This window comes from Silicimonas algicola, assembly GCF_003148765.1.
In the GTDB taxonomy this organism is placed as follows: domain Bacteria; phylum Pseudomonadota; class Alphaproteobacteria; order Rhodobacterales; family Rhodobacteraceae; genus Silicimonas; species Silicimonas algicola.
Genome location: NZ_QGGV01000001.1, coordinates 810,814 through 831,566, shown reverse-complemented (window position 1 = coordinate 831,566; position 20,753 = coordinate 810,814). Strand labels below are relative to the sequence as shown.

The 20,753-nt window shown below is 67.0% G+C and carries 20 protein-coding genes and 1 tRNA gene; 15 read left to right on the top strand and 6 right to left on the bottom strand.

Features of this window, described 5'->3' with window-relative positions:
- Positions 1-14 precede the first annotated feature (14 nt).
- From dctP to C8D95_RS04195, 9 genes are all read left to right on the top strand, one after another.
- Positions 15-1,010: a TRAP transporter substrate-binding protein DctP gene (gene dctP, locus C8D95_RS04235; protein ID WP_109757854.1), complete on the top strand. Its 996-nt coding sequence runs from the start codon at positions 15-17 to the stop codon at positions 1,008-1,010.
- A 51-nt stretch (positions 1,011-1,061) separates the two neighbouring features.
- Positions 1,062-1,622, top strand: a complete 561-nt coding sequence (locus C8D95_RS04230) for a TRAP transporter small permease (protein ID WP_109757853.1) — start codon at positions 1,062-1,064, stop codon at positions 1,620-1,622.
- Positions 1,619-2,914, top strand: a complete 1,296-nt coding sequence (locus tag C8D95_RS04225) for a TRAP transporter large permease (RefSeq protein WP_109757852.1) — start codon at positions 1,619-1,621, stop codon at positions 2,912-2,914. Before C8D95_RS04230 ends, C8D95_RS04225 begins: the two co-directional genes overlap by 4 nt.
- Before the next feature lie 80 nt (positions 2,915-2,994).
- Positions 2,995-3,068, top strand: a tRNA-Cys gene (locus C8D95_RS04220).
- Between the two features lie 77 nt (positions 3,069-3,145).
- Positions 3,146-4,459 (top strand): MFS transporter, encoded by a 1,314-nt coding sequence (locus C8D95_RS04215; protein ID WP_109757851.1) that lies wholly within the window; start codon positions 3,146-3,148, stop codon positions 4,457-4,459.
- Positions 4,460-4,567: 108 nt separating this feature from the next.
- A complete protein-coding gene (locus C8D95_RS04210) occupies positions 4,568-5,086 on the top strand; it encodes a 2Fe-2S iron-sulfur cluster-binding protein (RefSeq protein WP_109757850.1) in 519 nt (172 codons plus the stop codon).
- A complete protein-coding gene (locus C8D95_RS04205; protein WP_109757849.1) occupies positions 5,083-6,057 on the top strand; it encodes an FAD binding domain-containing protein in 975 nt (324 codons plus the stop codon). Before C8D95_RS04210 ends, C8D95_RS04205 begins: the two co-directional genes overlap by 4 nt.
- 41 nt (positions 6,058-6,098) lie before the next feature.
- Positions 6,099-8,279 (top strand): xanthine dehydrogenase family protein molybdopterin-binding subunit, encoded by a 2,181-nt coding sequence (locus C8D95_RS04200; RefSeq protein ID WP_109757979.1) that lies wholly within the window; start codon positions 6,099-6,101, stop codon positions 8,277-8,279.
- 82 nt (positions 8,280-8,361) lie between these two features.
- Positions 8,362-8,556, top strand: a complete 195-nt coding sequence (locus C8D95_RS04195; RefSeq protein WP_109757848.1) for a YgaP family membrane protein — start codon at positions 8,362-8,364, stop codon at positions 8,554-8,556.
- Positions 8,557-8,647: 91 nt separating this feature from the next.
- On the opposite strand, the gene C8D95_RS04190 is transcribed toward C8D95_RS04195, so the two are convergent.
- The 4 genes from C8D95_RS04190 to C8D95_RS04175 are packed head-to-tail and all read right to left on the bottom strand — an operon-like array spanning position 8,648 to position 12,930.
- Positions 8,648-9,436 carry an FAD binding domain-containing protein gene (locus C8D95_RS04190; protein ID WP_109757847.1) on the bottom strand — a complete coding sequence of 263 codons (789 nt, stop codon included), beginning with the start codon at positions 9,434-9,436 and terminating at the stop codon, positions 8,648-8,650.
- A 22-nt stretch (positions 9,437-9,458) separates the two neighbouring features.
- Positions 9,459-11,834: a xanthine dehydrogenase family protein molybdopterin-binding subunit gene (locus C8D95_RS04185; protein WP_109757846.1), complete on the bottom strand. Its 2,376-nt coding sequence runs from the start codon at positions 11,832-11,834 to the stop codon at positions 9,459-9,461.
- A 25-nt stretch (positions 11,835-11,859) separates the two neighbouring features.
- A complete protein-coding gene (locus tag C8D95_RS04180) occupies positions 11,860-12,339 on the bottom strand; it encodes a (2Fe-2S)-binding protein (protein WP_109757845.1) in 480 nt (159 codons plus the stop codon).
- A gap of 27 nt (positions 12,340-12,366) precedes the next feature.
- Positions 12,367-12,930, bottom strand: a complete 564-nt coding sequence (locus tag C8D95_RS04175; protein WP_109757844.1) for an SRPBCC family protein — start codon at positions 12,928-12,930, stop codon at positions 12,367-12,369.
- 184 nt (positions 12,931-13,114) lie between these two features.
- Between C8D95_RS04175 and C8D95_RS04170 the strand changes: the two genes are divergently transcribed.
- From C8D95_RS04170 to C8D95_RS04145, 6 genes are all read left to right on the top strand, one after another.
- A complete protein-coding gene (locus C8D95_RS04170) occupies positions 13,115-13,822 on the top strand; it encodes a response regulator (RefSeq protein ID WP_282957624.1) in 708 nt (235 codons plus the stop codon).
- 40 nt (positions 13,823-13,862) lie between these two features.
- Positions 13,863-15,032 (top strand): FIST N-terminal domain-containing protein, encoded by a 1,170-nt coding sequence (locus C8D95_RS04165; protein WP_109757842.1) that lies wholly within the window; start codon positions 13,863-13,865, stop codon positions 15,030-15,032.
- Positions 15,032-17,218 (top strand): PAS-domain containing protein, encoded by a 2,187-nt coding sequence (locus tag C8D95_RS04160; RefSeq protein WP_109757841.1) that lies wholly within the window; start codon positions 15,032-15,034, stop codon positions 17,216-17,218. The genes C8D95_RS04165 and C8D95_RS04160 overlap by 1 nt, the downstream gene beginning before the upstream one ends.
- Before the next feature lie 69 nt (positions 17,219-17,287).
- Positions 17,288-18,196 (top strand): GTPase Era, encoded by a 909-nt coding sequence (gene era / locus C8D95_RS04155; protein WP_109757840.1) that lies wholly within the window; start codon positions 17,288-17,290, stop codon positions 18,194-18,196.
- Positions 18,193-18,591, top strand: a complete 399-nt coding sequence (locus tag C8D95_RS04150; RefSeq protein WP_109757839.1) for a hypothetical protein — start codon at positions 18,193-18,195, stop codon at positions 18,589-18,591. The genes era and C8D95_RS04150 overlap by 4 nt, the downstream gene beginning before the upstream one ends.
- On the top strand, positions 18,588-18,920 hold the full coding sequence (locus C8D95_RS04145) for a DUF1491 family protein (protein WP_241239811.1): 333 nt from the start codon (positions 18,588-18,590) through the stop codon (positions 18,918-18,920). Before C8D95_RS04150 ends, C8D95_RS04145 begins: the two co-directional genes overlap by 4 nt.
- An 8-nt stretch (positions 18,921-18,928) precedes the next feature.
- Here the strand turns inward: C8D95_RS04145 and rsgA are convergent, their stop codons facing one another.
- Together rsgA and C8D95_RS04135 are read right to left on the bottom strand one after the other, a co-directional pair.
- Positions 18,929-19,996, bottom strand: a complete 1,068-nt coding sequence (gene rsgA / locus C8D95_RS04140) for a ribosome small subunit-dependent GTPase A (RefSeq protein WP_109757837.1) — start codon at positions 19,994-19,996, stop codon at positions 18,929-18,931.
- A 112-nt stretch (positions 19,997-20,108) separates the two neighbouring features.
- Entirely contained in the window at positions 20,109-20,741 is a 633-nt protein-coding gene (locus tag C8D95_RS04135; protein WP_241239810.1) for an arylesterase, read from the bottom strand.
- Between the last annotated feature and the right edge of the window lie 12 nt (positions 20,742-20,753).

The following is a 20,753-nucleotide window of genomic DNA, read 5'->3' as shown; positions in this document are numbered from 1 at the left end:
CGGAGGAGGAACCCATGACACTGACACTCAAGCGCGCCGCACTGGCGCTGATGACCACGGCGATACTCGCCGGCCCGCTTGCGGCGCAGGACAAGATCACGCTTCGCATGTCCACGCCCGCGTCCGAAACCGACCAGCGTTCCGTCGCACTGGCCGAGGTTTTCGGCCCGGCGGTCTCGGAGTTCGCGACCTACGAGCCGCACTACAACGCTTCGCTCATCGCCCAGAATTCCGAGCTCGAGGCCATCTCCTCGGGCGACCTCGAGATGTCCATCGCCTCGGCCCAGGAGTTGGCGCAGTTCTTCCCGGAATTTTCGATCTTCACCGCCGGCTATGTCCATCAGGACGCCGCGCACCAGGTCGCCGTCTTCAACGACGCACTGATGGATCCCTTCAAGCAGAAGGTCGAGGACGAGCTTGGCGTCAAGCTCCTCTCCGTCATGTACCTTGGCCGCCGGCATGTGAACCTGCGCCAGTGCAGGGACGAGGTGGACGTTCAGACGCCCGAAGACCTGGCAGGCATCAACCTGCGGATGCCCGGCACCGACGCCTGGCAGTTCCTTGGTAAGGCGCTTGGCGCGAACCCGACGCCGATGGCCTTCACCGAAATCTACACCGCACTTCAGACCGGCTCGGTCGACGGGCAGGACAACCCGCTCCCGACGGTCGTCGACGCGAAGTTTTACGAGGTGACCTGCCAGGTCGCGCTGACCTCGCACCTCGTCGACCTGAACTACATCGCATTGTCGAAGGCCGTCTGGGACGGGCTGACGCCCGAGCAGCAGGCGACCGTGCAGGAAGCCGCTGACGCCGCTGCCGAATCCGGACGCGAGAAGCAGCTCGCCAAGGAAGAGGAGCTGGTCGCCTTCCTCACCGAGAACGGCCTCGAAGTCTACGAGCCCGACCTCGCCGCCTTCCGCGCCCACGTTCAGGAGCAGTACCAGGGCTCCGAATTCGCGGCCTCCTGGCCCGAAGGCGTGCTCGAGCAGATCAACGCGCTCGGCAACTGACCGACGACGGGCGGCTCTCGGGCCGCCCGCCTGACGAAAAGGGGGGAGGACATGGCTGCACTCAAGGTGCTGCGCCGGGTTGCCGAGGCATTCGTCGGCACGCTGATGGCGCTGATGTTCCTGACGTTCGTCCTCCAGATCACCGTCCGCTACACCGCACGGCTCGGCTGGATCGCGGAGTCGGTTCCGCTTTTCAATCCAGGCCTTTACGGCTGGACCCTCGAGTTCTGCCTTCTGCTCTGGGTCTGGATCATCTTCGTCGGCTGCGCCTTCGTCGTCCGCGACGAGGATCACGTCACCTTCGACGTCCTCTTCAATCACGTCCGCCCCGGCCTGCGACGCTGGTTCCTGATCTTGGGCGGCCTCGCCATAGTCATCGGCCTCGGTGCGTCCATCCTGCCGACGTGGGAGAAGTTCTACATCCTGCGCCTCAAGAAGACGGCCACCCTTTCCAGCCTCTTCGGAGACTGGATCCGGATGCGCGACATCTACGCGGTCTATATCCTGTTCCTCGTCGCCGTCACCCTGCGCTATGCGTGGGTCGCCTGGGGCGCCATCCGCGGGACCGGCGCGAAAGAGGTCCACCACGGGCCCGGACGGCTCGACGAATGAGCGTCGAATTCCTCCTCTGCCTCGGGACGATCCTTGTCGTGGCGGGCATCGGGATGCCGATCGCTTATGCCATCCTCCTGTCCGCCATCGTCTACATGGCCGCCGCAGGGCAGGACATCGGTCTCGCCGGCAAAATCCTGATGGACGGGCTCTACAACAGCTTCATCCTGCTGGCCGTGCCCCTCTTCATCGTCGCCGCGAACATCATGAACGCCGGCACCATCTCGGACAGGCTCCTTGGGTTCTGCGTGGCGCTCGTCGGCCGCTTCCGGGGCGGCCTCGGTCACGTCAACGTGGTGGCCTCGCTGATCTTCTCGGGCATGTCCGGCTCGGCCGTCGCTGACGCCGCCGGCATCGGGCGGATCATCATCGAAATGATGACGAAGTCCGGCCACTACACACGCGGCTATGCCGCCGCGATCACGGCCGCCTCGGCCACCATCGGTCCGATCATTCCCCCTTCGATCCCGATGGTGCTCTACGCGCTCGTGTCGAACACCTCGATCGGGTACCTCTTCCTGGGCGGCATCGTCCCCGGTCTCCTGATGGGTGCCGTTCTCATGGGTATGAATACCTGGATATCGCACCGCCGGGGCTTCGCGCTCGAGGAGCCTGTCCCGCTGTCGGAACTTCCGCGCCGCGCCGTCTCGGCCTTCCCCGCGCTTCTGATGCCCGCGATCCTGCTCTACGGCATCTACGGAGGCGTCACGACGCCGACCGAGGCTGCAGCCGTCGCCGCCTTCTACGCCCTCGTCCTCGCCGCCGCCTTCTATCGCGCGCTCAGCCTGCGGGCCCTCGGCTCGATCCTCGTCGAGAGTGCGAGGTCGTCAGCAGCCGTCGGCCTCGTGATCGGAGGCGCGCTGATCCTGAACTACGTCGTGGCCTCCGAGAACATTCCGAACATCCTGGCGGCCCGGCTTGTCGGTCTCGATGTGTATCCGCTTGTGTTCCTGCTCGGGGTAAACCTGCTTCTCCTGCTTCTGGGCTGCATCCTCGACGCGACGACGATCATCCTGGTCATCATCCCGCTGTTCCTGCCGACCTGCCGCGAGCTTGGCATCGACCTTGTCCACTTCGGCGTGGTTGCCGTCGTGAACTGCATGATCGGCCTCATTACCCCGCCCTACGGCATCCTCCTTTTCGTCATCAACGCGGTCACCCGCATCCCCCTGGCCGAGATCATCCGCGAAATCTGGCTCTTCCTCGCCGTCCTCATCGTCGCACTCGCCGCCATGATATTCTTTCCCGGCATCGTCCTCTGGCTGCCCCGCGTCTTCGGCTACCCCGGCTGACCGCTCGTCTCCCGGAGCCGCTGCGCCCCTCCAATCCGCTTGACGCCGCGCGCGCGCCACCCTAATCACACAAGGCCTTCGGCGAGTTGGCGGAGTGGTTACGCAGCGGATTGCAAATCCGTGCACACCGGTTCGATTCCGGTACTCGCCTCCAAATCTCTCCTTCATGTCACGCGCGGCCTTTCGAACTCACCTTGCGCGCGGGCGCGGCTTCGGCATCATCGGCACGACATGCTCGCGATCCTTTCCAACCGGACATACTGCCACCTCTTCGCCGCGCAGGTCATTGCGTTGGTGGGGACGGGTCTTGCGACTGTGGCGCTGGGCCTTCTTGCCTGGCAGATAGCAGGCGAGGAGGCCGGGCTTGTCCTGGGCACGGCGCTGGCGATCAAGATGGTCGCCTATGTCACCCTCGCGCCGGTTGCCTCGGCTTTCGCGGACCGCGTGCCGAGACGCGCGATGCTGGTGGCGCTCGACCTGATCCGTGCCGTCGTGGCGCTGGCTTTGCCGTTCGTGGACGAGGTGTGGCAGATCTACGTGTTGATCTTCCTGCTTCAGGCCGCGTCTGCGGGGTTCACGCCGACGTTCCAGGCGACGATCCCGGACGTCCTGCCTGACGAAGCCGACTATACCCGGGCGCTGTCGCTGTCGCGCCTGGCCTATGATCTCGAAAGCCTGCTGTCGCCCATGCTCGCCGCCGCCCTCTTGACCGTCGTCAGCTTTCCCGTCCTCTTCGGCGGGACGGTCATCGGCTTTCTCGCCTCGGCCGCTCTCGTGCTCACGTCCACGCTGCCGTCCCCCAAACCCGTTCGTCGGCGAGGCATCCTCGACCGCACGACGCGCGGCATCCGCATCTATCTCGCGACGCCGCGCCTGCGCGGTCTCCTCGCCCTGAACCTCGCGGTGGCCTCGGCCGGCGCAATGGTGATCGTAAACACGGTCGTGATCGTCAAGGCGGACTTCGGCCTCGAGGAGGCGCAGGTCGCCCTGGCGCTCGCGGCATTCGGAGGCGGGTCGATGATCGCGGCTCTCCTCCTGCCCCGGGTCCTGGAAAAAAGACCGGATCGCCCCGTGATGATTGCGGGAGCGCTGGTCCTGGCGGCGGGAACGGCGCTCGGTCCCCTGGCGGGATCGCTCCCCGCGCTGATGGCGCTGTGGCTCGTGCTTGGCTTCGGCTACAGCCTGACCCAGACGCCGACGGGCCGGCTTCTGCGCCGCTCGTCGCAGCCCGAGGATCGGCCCGCCCTCTTCGCCGCGCAATTCGCCCTCAGCCATGCCTGCTGGCTGCTCACCTATCCCCTGGCGGGGTGGCTTGGCGTGACATTCGGCCTTGACCCGACCTTCCTCGCGATGGCGTTCATCGCTGCAGTTGGCGTCGCGCTCGCGATCAGGATCTGGCCGGCAGACGAGCCGGACGCCCTGCCCCACAGCCATGCCGACCTGCCCTCCGATCACCCGCATCTGCGCGAGCACGGGCGAGACGGCCACCGTCATGCCATCGTCATCGACGATCTTCACCACCACTGGCCGACGCTCTCCACCTGACGCTGCGACAGGGGCGCCCTGCGGCGACGGAGTTACTCGCTCCTCCGACCACGGTCGGAACCTTTGCCTGCCCGGGACATTGAGCCAGGGCGGAATGAGGGGAAGAGCATGGACGTCACGCTCAGCATCAACGGCACCGATCACAGGCTGGATCTTGACCCCAGGGTCACGGTCCTCGACGCGCTTCGGCATCATCTGGGCCTCACCGGCACGAAGAAGGGCTGCGACCACGGGCAATGCGGGGCCTGCACCGTCCTGCTGAACGGGCGGCGGGTGAATTCCTGCCTCACGCTGGCGGTCATGCACGACGGTGACGAGATCACGACGATTGAAAGTCTGGGAAGCCCGGACGCGCTCAACCCGCTTCAGGATGCCTTCGTTAGAAACGATGGCTTCCAATGCGGCTATTGCACGCCGGGGCAGATCATGAGCGCAACCGCGATGCTGCAAGAGGCCGAGGACGGCTGGCCCTCCTATATCTCCCGCTCGCTCGAGACAGACCCGGACCTTACGGATGAAGAGATCGCCGAACGCATGAGCGGCAACCTCTGCCGGTGTTCGGCTTACCCTCGCATCCGTCAGGCGATTGCCGAAGTGCGCGACGCGCGCGGGATGGCGGCGGAATGAAGCCCTTCGACTACGCGCGCGCAGGCGACGTCGCCGAAGCCTCCCGCCACACAGCCAAGGGGGCGACCGTCATCGCGGGCGGAACGAACCTTCTGGACCTGATGAAGCTTCAGGTGATGACGCCGTCGGCACTCGTCGACATCACGCGGACAGGGCTCGATGGCATCGAAGAAAGCAATGGCGGCCTTCGCATCGGCACGCTGGTCACGAACTCGGACCTCGCCGTGCACCCCATTGTCCGTAAAAGCTATCCCGTCCTGTCCCGCGCCCTTCTTTCGGGGGCGACGGGGCAACTCAGGAACAAGGCGACGACGGGCGGAAATCTTCTCCAGCGGACGCGGTGCCCCTATTTCTACGACACGGCTGCCGCCTGCAACAAACGCGAACCCGGGACCGGCTGCGCCGCTCTCGAAGGGCGCAACCGCGTCTGCGGTATCCTGGGCACGTCGCCCCACTGCATCGCCACACATCCATCCGACATGGCGGTGGCGATGATGGCCCTGGGGGCTCAGGTCGAGATCGAAGGCCTGAACGGCACGCGTGCCGTTCCGCTCGACGACTTCTATCGCCTGCCGGGCGACACGCCGCATATCGAGACCTGTCTCGAAGAAGGCGACGTCATCACCCATGTCACCCTGCCCGCGCCGCCCGAAGGCACGCAAGGGTACGTGAAGGTCCGCGACCGCGCGTCCTACGCCTTCGCCCTCGTGTCCGTCGCCGCCATCGTTCGGTTCGACGGCGGGCGCGTCGTCTCCGGTCGGCTCGCCTTTGGCGGCCTCGCGCCCCGACCCTGGCGGACGGATGCCGTCGACGCCGTGCTGGAGGGCAAATCGCCCCTCGATGCCGCCGAAGCCGCCGCCGACGCCCTTCTCAGCGAGGCCGAGGGGCATGGCGACAACGACTTCAAGATCCTCCTTGCCCGCCGCACCTTGCGCCGAGCGATGCGCGAACTCAGCGAAAGCCAGGCCTGATGTCCCTTGACCAATCCCCCGACCAGACGACCGAGCTTACGATGGACAAGGCACAGCCTCGCCTTCTCGACGCGATGTCGCAGGGCCTCCTCGGCACCCGCCTGTCACGCCCGGAGGGAGCACTCAAGGTCACCGGACGGGCCGCCTATGCCGCCGAGCATCTGCCCGACAACCTCGCAACCGGGGTCCTCGTCCGCGCCACGATCACGAAAGGCAAGGTCAGCCACATCGACAGCGATGGCGCCAAGGCGATGAAGGGCGTGCTGGCCGTCTTCAACGGCGATCCCCTTGTCCGCAACCCCGCTCAAGGTCAGGCAGGCGAGGCGCCCGCGCAGGTTCTGCCCGAGGTCCATTACTTCGGCCAGCCGATTGCCCTGGTCGTCGCCTCGACATTCGAGCAGGCGCGCGCGGCGGCACAGTCGATGACGGTGACGTATGAAGAAGAGGACGCCGAAGTCGAGCCCGCGACCGCCTCGACGGTCGACAAACCGAAGAAAAGCCAGAGCGACACGGGCGACCTCGAAGGTGCCCTCCGCGACGCGGCGACAGCGATAGACGTCACCTATGCCACGGCCCCTCATACCTCGGCGGCGATGGAACCTCATGCCTCGGTCGCCGAGTGGAAGGATGGACGCCTGACCCTTCACGGCTCCTACCAGATGCTGAAGCACAACCTGGCCGAACTGGCCGACGCGCTCGATATGTCCGAAGACAACGTCCGCATCCTCGCCCCCTATGTCGGCGGAGGGTTCGGCAGCAAGCTCGGCATCGCGCCGGAGGCGGTCGCGGCAGCTCACGCGGCGCGCGAACTGAAGCGGCCCGTCCGCGTCGTCATGGGCCGCGATCAGGTGTTCCAGATGACCCTTCGCCGGTCCGAGACCACGCAGCGCATCAGGCTCGGCTGCGATGCGTCCGGCAGGATGACCGCCCTCGCGCATGAAGACAGGGTCTCGAACCTGCCGGGCGAGGCGTTCTCCGAACCCGTCGCCCAAGGCACCCACTTCCTCTACGGCGGCGAGAACCGCCGCTTCACGCACGAAGTCGCCCGCATCCATCGCCCCGGCACGGGCTCGGTGAGAGCTCCCGGCGAGGCCGTCGGCATGATCGCCCTCGAATGCGCGATGGACGAACTTGCCGAGGCGACGGGCATCGACCCCATCGAACTCCGCGTGATGAACATGCGTGAGACAACCCCGGCGGATGGCCTGCCCTATTCCGAGCGGGGGCTCGAGCGCTGCCTGCGCGAGGGCGCAGCGCGCTTCGGATGGGACGGACGCCGCCCGGCGGCGCAGCGGCTCGACGGCGACTGGTGGATCGGCATGGGTGTCGCATCAGCCGTGCGGACCAACCAAATGGAGGAATCCGTCGCCCGCGTGACTCTCCAGTCCGACGGCACGGCGCTTGTCGAGACCGACATGACCGACATCGGTACAGGCTCCTATGCCATTCTCACCCAGATCGCCGGCGAGATGCTGGGCCTTCCCGCCAAAAAGGTCCGGGTTCGCATCGGCGATTCAGACCTGCCCAAGTCCAGCGGCTCTGGCGGGAGCTTCGGCGCGCAGTCCTGTGGATCGGCGGTCTTCCTGGCCTGCAAGGGTCTGAGGGAGTGGATCGCAGACAAACTCGACGTGTCTCCAGCCGATTTGACCCTTCGCGACGGAGTCGCCACGGGCGGCAACGTCCAGATGTCGCTCGCCGATTTCGCGGGGCTGCCCCAGACGTCCGAGGGTCACGTCAAGCCGGGTGACACCGCCGACGACTTCGCCATCGCCGGATACGGCGCGCACTTCGCCGAGGTGGGCGTTCACGCCGACACGGGCGAGGTTCGTGTCCGCCGAATGCTTGGCATCTTCTCGATCGGTCGCGTCCTGAACCGGCTCACTGCTGAAAGCCAGTGCCACGGCGCCATGATCTGGGGCATCGGATCCGCGCTGACCGAAGAACTCATGCACGACCCCCGGGATGGGCGGATCGTCAATCACAACCTTGCCGAGTACCATGTCCCGGTCCACCTCGACGTCCCGCAGCTCGATGCCATTCTCCTCGAGGACACCCGAGACGACCAAGCCAATCCCATTCAGGCGAAGGGCATCGGCGAGCTTGGGATTTCGGGGGCGGCCGCCTCGATCGGAAACGCGGTCTTCAACGCCTGCGGTGTCCGCGTAAGGGACTTCCCCATGACGCCCGACAAGATCATCGCGGGGCTGCCCGACCGGCCCTGAGCCAGTTGACCTGTGACAAAGTCACCGACACGCGTCCCGTGCGATCCTAGCCTTCTCGTCGTCATGCACAGGAGGCTGGAAAATGACACGCAACGAAGGCTCGCTCGACCGCATTCTCAGGATCATCGTCGGTATCGGCCTGATCTCCCTCGTCTTCATCGGGCCGCAAACCCCCTGGGGCTGGATCGGCGTCGTGCCGCTTCTGACCGGGCTGATAGGGTGGTGCCCGATTTATTCGCTCTTCGGGTTTCGAACCTGCCCCATGACGCAGCGCTGACCGGCGGCTGCAATGAGCTGATCTCCCGCCGCCTGAACGAAGAAGGGCCGCGCCTGCCGAACGCGGCCCCTCTCCACAAGTCCCGTCGCTGTCAGCTCGCGGCCAGAACCGCGCGGCCCGTCAACTCCTTGACGAGGTGCGCGCGATAGGCGCCCGAGCCGTGGATATCGGCGATCATGTCGTCGGCTGACACCGACAGGCCCGCCAGCGCATCCGCCGAGAAGTTCGACGACAGCGCGCTTTCGGCCTCGCTCCAGCGGAACACGCCGTCGTTGCCGGCACCCGTGACCGCGACCCGTACGCCGTCGGCGAAACGGGCGACGAAGACGCCGACCATGGCAAAGCGCGAGGCAGGCTGCAGGAACTTCTGATAGTTCGCGGCCTGCGGGATCGGGAAACGCACCTCGGTGATGATCTCGCCCTCGTCCAGAGCGGTCGAGAACATGCCCTGGAAGAACTCGTCGGCGGCGATCTCGCGCCGGTCCGTCTTGATCGTGGCACCCGTGCCCAAGGCCGCGGCGGGATAGCAGGCCGCGGGATCGTTGTTGGCCAGCGAGCCGCCGATGGTGCCGCGGCTGCGGACCGCGGCATCGCCGATGTGCGACGCAAGTTGCGCCAGTCCGGGGAAGACCCCCCCGGCCTCCCGCGCCACGATGGCGTGGGTCGTGCCCCCCTTGACGATCAGCGTGTCGCCCGAAGACGAAACACCCTTCATGCCGGGGATTCCGCCCAGGCTCACGAGCCGTGTCGGCGAGGCAAGCCGCGCCTTCATCGTGGGCAGAAGCGTCTGTCCGCCGCCGAGAGGCATCGCGTCCTCGTGGCGGAGGGCCGCGACCGCATCCTCGATGGAACCGGGCTTCTGGAATTCGAAGTTGTACATGATGTCTCTCCTTCTGCCCTTGTCAGCTGTTGTGGATCGCGTCCCAGACGCGCGAGGGCGTCAGGGGCATGTCGATGTGGGTGACGCTCGACCGGCCGGCGCGCTGAAGCGCGTCGATGACCGCGTTGACCAGCGCCGGCGGCGAGCCGATGGCGCCCGCCTCGCCGCAGCCCTTCACGCCAAGCGGGTTGTGCGTGCAGGGTGTGTTGGCCGAATGGTCGACCTTGAACATCGGCACGTCGTAGGCGCGCGGCATGGTGTAATCCATGTAGCTCGCCGACAGAAGCTGGCCGTTCTCGTCGTAGACCGCGTTCTCCATCAGCGCCTGACCGATGCCTTGGGCGATGCCGCCGTGGACCTGGCCTTCGACGACCATCGGGTTGATGACGTTGCCGAAGTCGTCGGCCGCGGCGAAGGACATGACCTCGACCTTGCCGGTGCCCGGATCGACTTCGACCTCGCAGGCATAGCAGCCTGACGGATAGGTGAAGTTGGCCGGATCGTAGAAGGCTGTCTCCTCGAGCCCCGGCTCGATCCTGTCGAGCGGGAAGTCGTGCGGGATATAGGCCTTCAGCGCAACGTCGCCGAAGGGCACGTTCTTGTTCGTGCCCCTGACCGAGAAGACGCCGTCCTCGAAATCGACCTCGGCGTCGCCCGCCTCCATCATGTGACCTGCGATCAGCTTGGCCTTGGCGATGATCTTTTCGGTCGCCCGGACCACGGCCGAGCCGCAGACCGCAAGGCTGCGAGAGCCATAGGTGCCCATTCCGAAGGGAATCTTCGCCGTGTCGCCGTGGACGATCTCGATCTTGCTCTCGTCGATGCCAAGCCGGTCCGCCACGATCTGCGGGAAGGTCGTCTCGTGACTCTGGCCGTGGCTGTGAGCGCCGACCATGACGCTGATCGTGCCGGTGGCGTTCACCCGCACCGTCGCCGCGTCATAAAGGCCGACACGGCCCCCGAGCGCGCCCACGAGGTTCGACGGCGCGATGCCGCAAGCCTCGATGTAGGACGAGATCCCGAGGCCGCGCAGCTTGCCGCGCGAGGCGCTGTCGTTCAGCCGCCGTTCGAAGCCAGAGAGGTCGGCGATCGCCTCCAGCCGGTCCATGACGGCGTCATAGTCCCCGGTGTCGTATTCCAGCGCCACCGGCGTGGTGTAGGGAAACTGGTGCGGCTTGATGTAGTTCTTGCGCCTGATCTCGATGGGGTCGATGCCCAACTCGCGGGCGCACTTGTCGATGACGCGCTCGAGGCTGAAGGTCGCCTCGGGCCGGCCCGCGCCCCGGTAGGCGTCGACGGGCACGGTGTTGGTGAAGACGCCCTTCACGTTCACGTAGACGTTCGGGACGGTGTAGTTGCCCGCCATCAGCGTGCCGTGCAGGAAGGTCGGCGTCGCGGTGGCGAAGTTCGACAGATAGGCGCCGAGGTTCGCGAAGGTTTCGGTCCGCACGGCGATGAAGTTGCCGTCGAAATCGGTCGCCAGCTCGATCTTCGTGACGTGGTCGCGGCCATGCGCGTCGGTGAGGAAGGCCTCGCTGCGCGAGCAGGTCCACTTGACGGGCCGCCCGATCCGCTTTGCGGCGGCAAGGACGAGAGCCTCCTCGCCGTAGTGATAGATCTTCGAGCCGAAGCCGCCGCCCACGTCGGGAGCGACCACGCGCAGCTTGTTCTCGGGGATGCCCATGACGAAGGCGCAGACCAGAAGCCGCGTCAGGTGCGGGTTCTGGCTGGTGGTGTAGAGCGTGTAATCCTCGGTCCCCGGATTGAAGTCGCCGATCGAGCAGCGCGGCTCGATCGGGTTCGGAGACAGGCGGTTGTTGCGCAACTCCAGCGTCGTGACGTGCGGAGCGCCTTTGATGGCCTCGTCCACGGCGGCGCGGTTATCCTCGATCCAACCCCAGTCGAAGCAGACGTTCGACGCGACCTCGTCATGGACGCGGTTCGACGTGTCGGACGCCGCCTGCCGAAGGTCGACGATGGCCGGAAGCTCTTCGATGGTCGCGTCTATCGCCTCGGCGGCGTCGCGAGCCTGCTCGGCGGTCTCGGCGATGACGGCTGCGTAGGCGTCGCCGACGTGACGGACCTTGCCGTGCGCCAGAACGGGCCGCTTGGGCTCGGTCATGGGCGTGCCGTCGCGGCTGTGGATCAGCCAGCCTGCGGGATTGCCGCCGACCTCGGCGAAGTCCTCGCCGGTGAAGACCGCCAGCACGCCGGGCATCGCCTCGGCGGCTGAGGTGTCGATGGACACGATCTTGCCGTGCGCCACGTCGGAGCGCGCAAAGGCGGCATAGGTCTGGTCCTTCAGCACGATGTCGTCGGTGTATTGACCGCGGCCGGTGATGAAGCGCTTGTCCTCGCGGCGCTTGGTCGATGTGCCGATCACTGAATCCTTGGGCATGTCGCCTGTCTCCTCCCTCTGGGCCTCACTCGGCCGCGATCGCGACCGGCTGGCCGGAGGCCGCCATGATCGCCTTGACGATGTTGTGGTAGCCGGTGCAGCGGCAGATGTTGCCGTCGAGATATTCGCGGATCTCGTGCTCGTTCGGCTTCGGGTTCTCCTTGAGGAGCGCCGCCGCCGACATGATCATGCCCGGGGTGCAAAAACCGCACTGAAGCCCGTGATGCTCCTGGAAGGCGGCCTGGATCGCGTGAAGCGTCCCGTCCTTGCCCGCCATGCCCTCGATTGTCTTCACCTGCGCGCCCTCGGCGTCAGCCGCCAGCATCGTGCAGGCCTTGACCGGCTCGCCGTCGACATGGACGACGCAGGCGCCGCACTGGCTGGTGTCGCAGCCGACGTGCGTGCCGGTCAGGCCCAGGTCCTGGCGCAGGTAGTCGACAAGCAGGCGGCGGTCCTCGACCTCGCGGGCGACCTCCTTGCCGTTGACGGTCATCGAAATCTTCATGTCTTCTCCTCCCTCAGAGTCTCGATCCTAGCCGAAGATACGGCCGAGCAATCCCTTTTTCTTGGCGGTTTCCTGCTCGGCGGGCGTCGCGTTCGCCGTCGCGGCAGTTGCCGTGGACGAGGCCTCGACAGGGGCGGCGGACGCCACCTGCCCGGCCTCGACGGTCTCCTGGAAGCGCTGGAAGAACTGGTCCGCCAGCCGCTTCGTGAAGCTGTCGATGATCCGGCTGCCGAGCTGCGCGAGCTTTCCGCCCACGCTGGCCTCGGCGTCGTAGATCAGCCGGGTACCGCCGTCCTGCGGCTCGAGCCGCACCGTGGCGCCGCCCTTGGCGAAGCCCGCAGCGCCACCCTTGCCTTCGCCGACCAGCTTCAGGCTCTGTCCCTCGACGATGTCCTGAAGCTTGACCTGACCCTTGAAGGTCGCCTTCACGGGGCCGACCTTCTGCGTGACGACGGCCTCGAACCCCTCCGAGGGGTTGCCGGTCATCGACTCGCAGCCGGGAACGCACTGCCTCAGGATGTCGGGATCCAGAAGAGCCTCCCACACCTTCTCCGGCGGGGCGGCGATCTGCCGTTCTTCAGAAAGCTTCATGGCGATATCGTCCTTCTCGCGGCCAGACTACGGATCATGCGCGGTCCGCGATATGCGACCTTTGGGGGCATTGCGTCACCGCTCGGGGGGCAGAAGGGTCAGGCTATCGTCGACGAACGACGCGGCTGCCAAATCTTCGTTTGCCCGGTGCCGACCAAGAGACGTGTTGGACAAGGATCCCATTGTGCTAACCTCACCCCGGTATCCTGTCGCCACGGAAGGCCTGCGCGTCTTGCGGAACACGCTCATCATCGACGATCACCCGCTGTTCTGCGACGCGCTCTCGATGACGCTCCGCATGGTTGTCGGCGTCGACACGGTGCGCGACGCGCCCGACCTTGGCACCGCCATCGACATGCTCGACACGTCGGCGCCGCCCGACATCATCCTTCTCGACCTGAACCTTCCCGACGTAAGCGGCCTCGACGGGCTGTTGCGCCTGAAGAAGGCCGCGGGCGATGTGCCCGTCATCGTCGTGTCCTCGATCTCGGATCCTGCCATGATGCGCGCCGCCATCCGCGCCGGCGCCTCGGGCTTCGTGCCGAAGCACAGCGCGCGCGAGGTCTTCCAATCCGCCTTCCGCACCATCGCCGCCGGCGGCGTCCACCTGCCCGAAGGCGTGGCCGCAGATGCCGACGAGAGCCCGGGCGAGACGCGCCGCCTCGACGCGCTCGAACGCATGGGCCAGCTGACGCGCCAGCAGATGAAAATCCTCGAGCTGATCTGCGAGGGCAAGCTGAACAAGCAGATCGCCTTCGACCTCGCCATCGCCGAGGCGACCGTAAAGGCGCATGTCACCGCCATCATGCGCAAGCTCGGCGTCCAGAGCCGGACGCAGGCGGTCCTGATCGCGCAGGAGGCGAACTTCGGGAAGATGTTGCACGACCGCTGACGCACCAGCACACTAGCCGAATTCATACGGGGAGGACGGAATGGACAGCGGCAGAGGGTCCGCCGACGCCGCGGGTCAGGCGCGCAGGGGCCTCTTCGTCCAGGAATTCGAGGTCGGCGACCGGGCCGGCCTCCGTCGCGCGCGCGCCGCGTCGGTCGAGACGCCACTCGCCCTCGTGATCCTCTTCGTCTGCCCCACTGCCGATATCGCCGCCGTCATGGCCGAGGCGGCCCGCACCTTCGGCGAGACGCCCGTGATCGGCTGCACGACGGCGGGCGAGATCGGCCGGGCCGGCTATTCCGAGAACCGCATCGTCCTTCTCGGCTTTCCTTCGGACCATTTCGCTGCCGAAAGCGTGCTCCTGCATCCCGTCGACGAGATCGACAAGGTCGACCTCGTGTCCGGCATGATCCGCCGCCGCGCCCGCCTGACGGTCGAGCGGCCGGGCTGGAACAACGAATTCGCCTTCCTGCTCGTCGACGGCCTGTCGCTGGCAGAGGACCGCGTCGCCGCCGCCTGTTCCGACGCGCTCGGCCCCGTGCCGCTCTTCGGCGGCTCGGCGGGCGACGGCACCCGCTTCCGCTCCACCTCGGTCGCCATAGGCGGCGAGGTCTATTCGAACGCCGCCGTCCTCACCTACTTCCGCACCGACTGCCGGATCCGCGTCTTCAGCCTCGACCACCTGATCCCGACCGAGCACCGCATGGTCGTCACCGGCGCCGACCCCAAGCGCCGCGTGGTGCGTGAAATCAATGCCGAACCCGCCGCGCGCGAATACGCCCGCATCCTCGGCAAGGACCCCGAACAACTCGACACCTTCACCTTCGCCGCGCACCCCGTCGCGGTCCGCTTCGGCGGCAAGCACCACGTTCGCGCCATCCAGCAGGTCAAGGACCGCGAGGAGCTGGTGTTCTTCTCTGCCATCGAGGAAGGCCTCGTCCTGTCGCTGGCCGACACCGAACACATGGGCACGCACCTCGAACGCGAACTCGCGGCCCTGTCGCAGGACGTCACGCCGGACGCGATCATCGCCTGCGACTGCATCCTCCGACGGCTCGAGGCGCAGGAGAAGCAGTTGACGCGCGAGGTGTCGGACATCCTCGCCCGCCACGGCGTCATCGGCTTCTCGACCTACGGCGAGCAGATGGGGGGCATGCACGTCAACCAGACCATGACGGGGGTCGCCATCTATCCGCCCGAGGCCGGCTGATGCGGGGCCTCGTGATGAACGCCGCCGACTCGATCGAGCGGCAGAACGAGAAGCTCCTCAAGATCACCGAGGTGCTGATGCGCCGGGTCGAGCAGGTGACGAACGACGGCGGCGCGGCCTACGAGCACTTTCAGCGCGCGGTCATGCTTGAGGACCAGGTCCGCACCCGCACGCGGGAACTGGAAACGGCGCTCGACCTCCTGAACCAGTCGAACGCGCAGCTCTCCGGCGCCATCCGGTCGGCCGAGGCCGCGCGCAACACCCTCACCGATGCCATCGAGACGGTCCGCGAAGGCTTCGGCCTCTTCGACGAGGACGATCTCCTGGTCCTTTGCAACAGCCGCTTCGCGATGTTCATGCCGGACATCCGCGAACACCTCCGCACCGGCCTGTCGTTCGAGGACTACATCGACCGCGCCAGCCGCTCGCGCTTCCTGAACCTTCCCGCCGGCCAGACCCCCCGGCAGTGGGCCGACCGCCGCCGCGCCCGCCACCGCGACGACCACATCGTCTTCAACGTCTCGATCACCGGCGACAGGTGGGTCCAGATCTCGGAGCACCGGACCGAGGCGGGCCAGACCGTCGTGCTTCAGACCGACGTGACCGACATCATGCGGATCGAGCGTCGCGAGAGATCGCGCATCCTCGACAACCAGTCCCGCCTGATCGGCGCCACGCTCGAACACCTCGACCAGGGCGTGTGCATCTTCGACAACGCCGGCGTGCTGATGGGCTGGAACAACCGGGCCGCCGAGCTTCTGGGGATGCCGCTCGCCGCCCTGCGGCTGGGGACGCCCCTGTCGTCGCTTCTCGAGCAGGCTGCCCATTTCGACCTGCGACCGGCCGGCGGGCCGACCATCGCCGACTGGATCGCGATCGAGGGCGCCCGCCCGCCGCTCGCCTACGAGATGACGCACCCGCCGGGCATCGTCCTCAAGGTCGACGCCCGCGAGATGCCGGACCGGGGCTTCGTGGTGTCGTTCAGCGACATGACGCAGGAACGCCGCGCCGCCGCCGAGCTTCGCCGCGCGAAGGAAACGCTCGAGCGCCGCGTCGTCGAGCGAACGCTCGATCTCGAAGACGCCCTGACCGCCGCCGAGCGGGCCAACGCCTCGAAGATCCGTTTCGTCGCGGCGGCGAGCCACGACCTCCTCCAGCCCCTGTCGGCGGCGAAGCTCTTCGTGTCCTCGCTGGCCGAGGCCCCCGACGGCGACACCGCCCGCATCGCCGCGAAGACGCAGAACGCGCTTGAAAGCGTCGAAAGCATGATCGAGTCGCTTCTCGCCATCTCGAAGCTGGAAACGGTCGAGACCTTCGAGGTCGGTCCGGTCGATCTGACGCGGCTTCTCGCCCAGCTTCGCGCGGAGTTCGCCCCGGCGGCCGCCGCCAAGGGTCTCGACCTCCGGGTGGTCGGCAGCTCGGCCTGGGTCGAAAGCGACCGTACCTATTTCCGCCGCATCGTGCAGAACCTGATCGGTAACGCGATCCGCTATACGCCGTCAGGCAAAGTCCTCGTCGGCGTGCGCCACCGCGGCGGCACGGTCAGGATCGAGGTCCACGACACCGGCCCCGGCATCCCCGAGGAGAGCCAGGAGGAGATCTTCAAGGAGTTCCACCGCCTCGACGCCCGCGCCTCCGCGTCCGAAGGGCTTGGCCTCGGCCTCGCCATCGTCGACCGGGCCTGCGCGCTTCTCGGCCATCCCCTCGGCCTCCGCTCGGAGGTGGGGCGCGGATCGACCTTCAGCGTGACCGCCCCGCTTGCCGTGCCCCCCTTCGTCATGCGCCAGACGCAGGCCATAAGCCACGTCGCCGATACCGGCCGCCTCGTCCTTCTGATCGAGGACGACGACGAACTGCGCGAAGCTCTCGAACTCGCGCTCGGCCGGCGGGCACATCACGTCATCGACGCGCCCGGCATCGAAGCGGCCCTCGCCCTCGTCGCCGACCTCGACCTTCTGCCCGACGTCTGCCTCGTCGACTATCAACTCGGCGACGGCACGACGGCCTTCGACGGTCTCGATCGCCTCCGCGCGGGCTTGCCCGGCGTGCCCCTGTGCATGCTGACCGCCAACCGCGCGCCTCAGGTTGCCGAGCGATGCGCAAAAGAGGGGATGGAACTGATCCAGAAGCCCGTCGACCTCGACACCCTCGACCGTGCGCTGAAGCGCCTCGCCGTCGGCGGCTGAGGGCTGGCAAGACGCGCGCAATCCCGCTAGACCGCGAAGGACACGCCCTCAGCCCGGACCCTTGCCCACATGCCCACCCGCGCCGGATTCGTCGCCCTGATCGGAGAGCCGAACGCCGGCAAGTCGACGCTTCTGAACCGCATGGTCGGCGCGAAGGTGTCCATCGTCACCCACAAGGTCCAGACCACCCGCGCCCGCATCCGCGGCATCGCGATGGAGGGCGAGAGCCAGATCGTCTTCGTCGACACGCCGGGCCTCTTCCGCCCGCGCCGGCGGCTTGACCGCGCGATGGTCGCCGCCGCCTGGGGCGGGGCTGCCGATGCCGACGTCGTGGTCCTGATGATCGAGGCGCACCGCGGCGTGACGCCCGGCGTCGAGGCGATCCTCGAGCGTCTGGCCGAGATCGGCCAGGGCCGCACCGTGGCGCTCGCCATCAACAAGATCGACCGCGTCGAGGCGCCCGTCCTCCTCGACCTGACGCGCGACATGAACGAGCGCTTCTCGTTCGAGAAGACCTTCATGATCTCGGCCGAAAAGGGCTTTGGCGTCGCCGACTTGCGCAAGTGGCTGGCGGAGACCGTGCCGGAAGGCCCGTGGTTCTATCCCGAAGACCAGATCGCCGACATGCCGATGCGCATGATCGCGGCCGAGATGACGCGCGAGAAGCTGACTCTGCGCCTGCACGAAGAACTTCCCTACCAGCTCACGGTCGAGACCGAAGCCTGGGAAGACCGCAAGGACGGCAGCACACGGATCGACCAGGTCGTCTACGTCGGACGCGACGGCCACAAGGGCATCGTCCTCGGCAAACGGGGCGAGACGATCAAGACGATCGGACAACTGGCGCGGGCGGAGATCTCGGCCTTTCTCGAACGGCCCGTCCACCTGTTCCTGACCGTCCGCGTGCGCGAGAACTGGCAGGACGAGGCCGAGCGCTATTCCGAGATGGGCCTCGACTTCCGGGACGGGTCGGAGTGACAGAACAGTCCGCGCACCGCGACGTGGCGCTCTGGAGCTACGAGCGGCCCTCGCGCGGATACTTCGGCTATCACCTGCGCGCGGCCAACGCCGAGGCGCGTCTTCGGCTGAGGCAGCGCCTGGCTCCGCTCCGTCTCGGCGACGCGCACCGCCTGCGGTTCGGCGGCAGGATCGAGGATCCATTGCCGTGGTCGCGGGTCCTGCACCCCGACGTCCTTATCACCGTCGGCACCAGCGCCGGTCGGGCGGACGGCACGCTGTCGCTTGCCATCGAGCTGGACGACCTTCGCGACCTCCTGGGGCTTCTCGATGGCGTTCCGCCTGACCAGGAATCGAGCGTCACCGTCGAGACCGACGACGGCGCCCGTCCCCTATGGATATGGTGGGACCCGTGACGCGGCTGACGTCGGGCTTCTGGGTCTCGGCCTACCTGACGCGACTGCGCCTGGCAGACATTCCCGCCTTCGTCGTGCGCAAGGGCGACGTGACCGCGGGCGCGGTCCTCGTCAAGCTCAACACGCTGGACGGCCGTGCCGTCTGCTTCCAGCGGTCCTTCGACCTGATGACCGGCGACCGGGCCTGGGTCGTTCTGACCGATGGCGACGAGGCCGAGGTCGACGCCTCCATCGCCAGACAGCGCCGCTTCGATCCCGACCTCTGGGTCATCGAGGTGGAGGACAAGGCGGGCCGCCACCTTCTGGACGAGCCGGGGCTGGCCAGCTAGGCCGTCAGTCACTTCGATCTCTTGTCCTTCACGACCTCTTTCACCAACTTCCCGAACTTCCGTTCCCGGGCATGACGCTCGGCAAGGCTTTCGGTGTTGTGGCGATCCTCGGCGACAAGCTTCTTCCAGCGCGCCATGCGAGGCTCGTCCAAGACGCCCGCCTCCATCGCGGCCCGTACGGCGCAGCCCGGTTCGGTCTCGTGGGCGCAGTCGCGGAACTTGCACTGTGTGGCAAGGTCCTCGATGTCGCCGAAAAGCTCGGAGAGCCCCGCGCCGACATCGGAAAGCTGCAGCTCGCGCATGCCGGGCGTGTCGACGACGCCCGAGCCTTCCTCGGTGAACAGAAGCTGACGGCGCGTGGTCGTGTGCCGGCCGCGCGAGTCGTCCTCGCGGACCGCGCCCGTCTCGACCTTGTCTTCGCCCAGCAACGCGTTGACCAGCGTCGATTTTCCTACGCCGGAGGTGCCGAGGAACGCAACGGTGCGGCCGAGCCCCAGCCAGGGCTTCAACGCCTCCCTCACGGCGGGGGTCCGCGCATCGACCGTCAGCACCGGGACCTTGTCCGAGATCGCCTGCGCCTCACGCTCGAAGCGGTCCTGTTCTTCACTGAGGTCGGCCTTGGTCAGCACGATGACCGGGTCCGACCCCGCCTCGAAAGCAAGGGCCAGGTAACGCTCCAGCCGCGCGACGTTGAAGTCGCGGTTGCACGAGGTGACGACAAAGACCGTGTCGACGTTGGCGGCGATCAGCTGGCTCTGGCGGTCGTGGCCTGCGGCACGGCGGCGGAACAGGCTCTTGCGGTCGAGCAGCCGGCTGTCCGACGGCCGCTCGCGGTCGAACAGAAGCCAGTCGCCGACCGTGACATCGGCCCGGGGCGGGAGCGTCTCGTCCAGATCCTCTCCCCTGACGATCAGCCCGCTGCGATGGACTTCCAACACGCGCACCGGCGGAAAGGCGACCATCTCGTCGGCGTCGGTCTGGCGCGCGAAGACCGTCTGCCACCCGAGCCGCGTCAGTGGCGGCACGTCGAACCTCTGGCTCCCGGACCCGAAGATCAGGCTGTAGTCCCTTGTCATCTCTGCAATTCTGCCTCGACACGTTGCCCCACCCCTCGCATCGTGCGACGGGCGTGCCGTGTGTCGGCGTCTCCAAAAGTCATGCGAATCCTAGCAGGCGGCGTCGGCACTGTCAGCCGCCGCCCGCGCGGGCCGCGAGCTGCATCACATGCGGACCCAGATCCTCGACGATCTTCGCCACACCCGCTGCGTTAGGATGGACGGCGTCAGGCTGCATGTAGTCGTTCAGCGTCGAGGCCCGATCTTCCAGAGCCGCCAGCGCGCCGAGGAAGTCCGGCGCGAAAAGCGTGCCCCACTCTTCGGCCAACTCGGGATAGATGGCGTCGAAGGCGGCCTCGTAGTCCGCGCCGTAGTTCGAGGGCGCGTCCATGCCCACCAGAAGCACCGGCACGCCCTGCGCCTCGGCCGCCGCAAGAATGCCGTCGAGGTTCGCCCGCGTCACGGCAGGGTCGATCCCGCGCAGAAGATCGTTGCCACCAAGCGCCACGATCAGGCCATCGACGTCGTCGGTCAGCGTCCAGCCGACGCGCGACAGCCCGCCCGCCGAGGTGTCGCCCGAGACGCCTGCGTTCACCAGCCGCACCTCCGCCCCCTGCCCGTCAAGCCAGCTCTGAAGCTGCGGCACGAAGCCGTCCTCGGGCGGAAGGCCATAGCCTTGCGTCAGGCTGTCGCCGAGCGCCGCGATGACGACGGGTTCGGCCGAGGCGCGGGAAACGCTGACGGAGAGAACAGTTGCAAGGCTCACCGATAGAATTGT

Excerpts from the sequence above, each read along its gene's own strand:
- C8D95_RS04205 (WP_109757849.1), top strand. The coding sequence starts at position 5,083 with ATGAAGCCCTTCGACTACGCGCGCGCAGGCGACGTCGCCGAAGCCTCC.
- C8D95_RS04195 (WP_109757848.1), top strand. The coding sequence starts at position 8,362 with ATGACACGCAACGAAGGCTCGCTCGACCGCATTCTCAGGATCATCGTC.
- C8D95_RS04200 (WP_109757979.1), top strand. The coding sequence starts at position 6,099 with ATGGACAAGGCACAGCCTCGCCTTCTCGACGCGATGTCGCAGGGCCTC.
- rsgA (WP_109757837.1), bottom strand. The coding sequence starts at position 19,996 with ATGACAAGGGACTACAGCCTGATCTTCGGGTCCGGGAGCCAGAGGTTC.
- era (WP_109757840.1), top strand. The coding sequence starts at position 17,288 with ATGCCCACCCGCGCCGGATTCGTCGCCCTGATCGGAGAGCCGAACGCC.
- dctP (WP_109757854.1), top strand. The coding sequence starts at position 15 with ATGACACTGACACTCAAGCGCGCCGCACTGGCGCTGATGACCACGGCG.
- C8D95_RS04175 (WP_109757844.1), bottom strand. The coding sequence starts at position 12,930 with ATGAAGCTTTCTGAAGAACGGCAGATCGCCGCCCCGCCGGAGAAGGTG.
- C8D95_RS04185 (WP_109757846.1), bottom strand. The coding sequence starts at position 11,834 with ATGCCCAAGGATTCAGTGATCGGCACATCGACCAAGCGCCGCGAGGAC.
- C8D95_RS04190 (WP_109757847.1), bottom strand. The coding sequence starts at position 9,436 with ATGTACAACTTCGAATTCCAGAAGCCCGGTTCCATCGAGGATGCGGTC.
- C8D95_RS04215 (WP_109757851.1), top strand. The coding sequence starts at position 3,146 with ATGCTCGCGATCCTTTCCAACCGGACATACTGCCACCTCTTCGCCGCG.
- C8D95_RS04180 (WP_109757845.1), bottom strand. The coding sequence starts at position 12,339 with ATGAAGATTTCGATGACCGTCAACGGCAAGGAGGTCGCCCGCGAGGTC.
- C8D95_RS04165 (WP_109757842.1), top strand. The coding sequence starts at position 13,863 with ATGGACAGCGGCAGAGGGTCCGCCGACGCCGCGGGTCAGGCGCGCAGG.
- C8D95_RS04225 (WP_109757852.1), top strand. The coding sequence starts at position 1,619 with ATGAGCGTCGAATTCCTCCTCTGCCTCGGGACGATCCTTGTCGTGGCG.
- C8D95_RS04210 (WP_109757850.1), top strand. The coding sequence starts at position 4,568 with ATGGACGTCACGCTCAGCATCAACGGCACCGATCACAGGCTGGATCTT.
- C8D95_RS04230 (WP_109757853.1), top strand. The coding sequence starts at position 1,062 with ATGGCTGCACTCAAGGTGCTGCGCCGGGTTGCCGAGGCATTCGTCGGC.
- C8D95_RS04160 (WP_109757841.1), top strand. The coding sequence starts at position 15,032 with ATGCGGGGCCTCGTGATGAACGCCGCCGACTCGATCGAGCGGCAGAAC.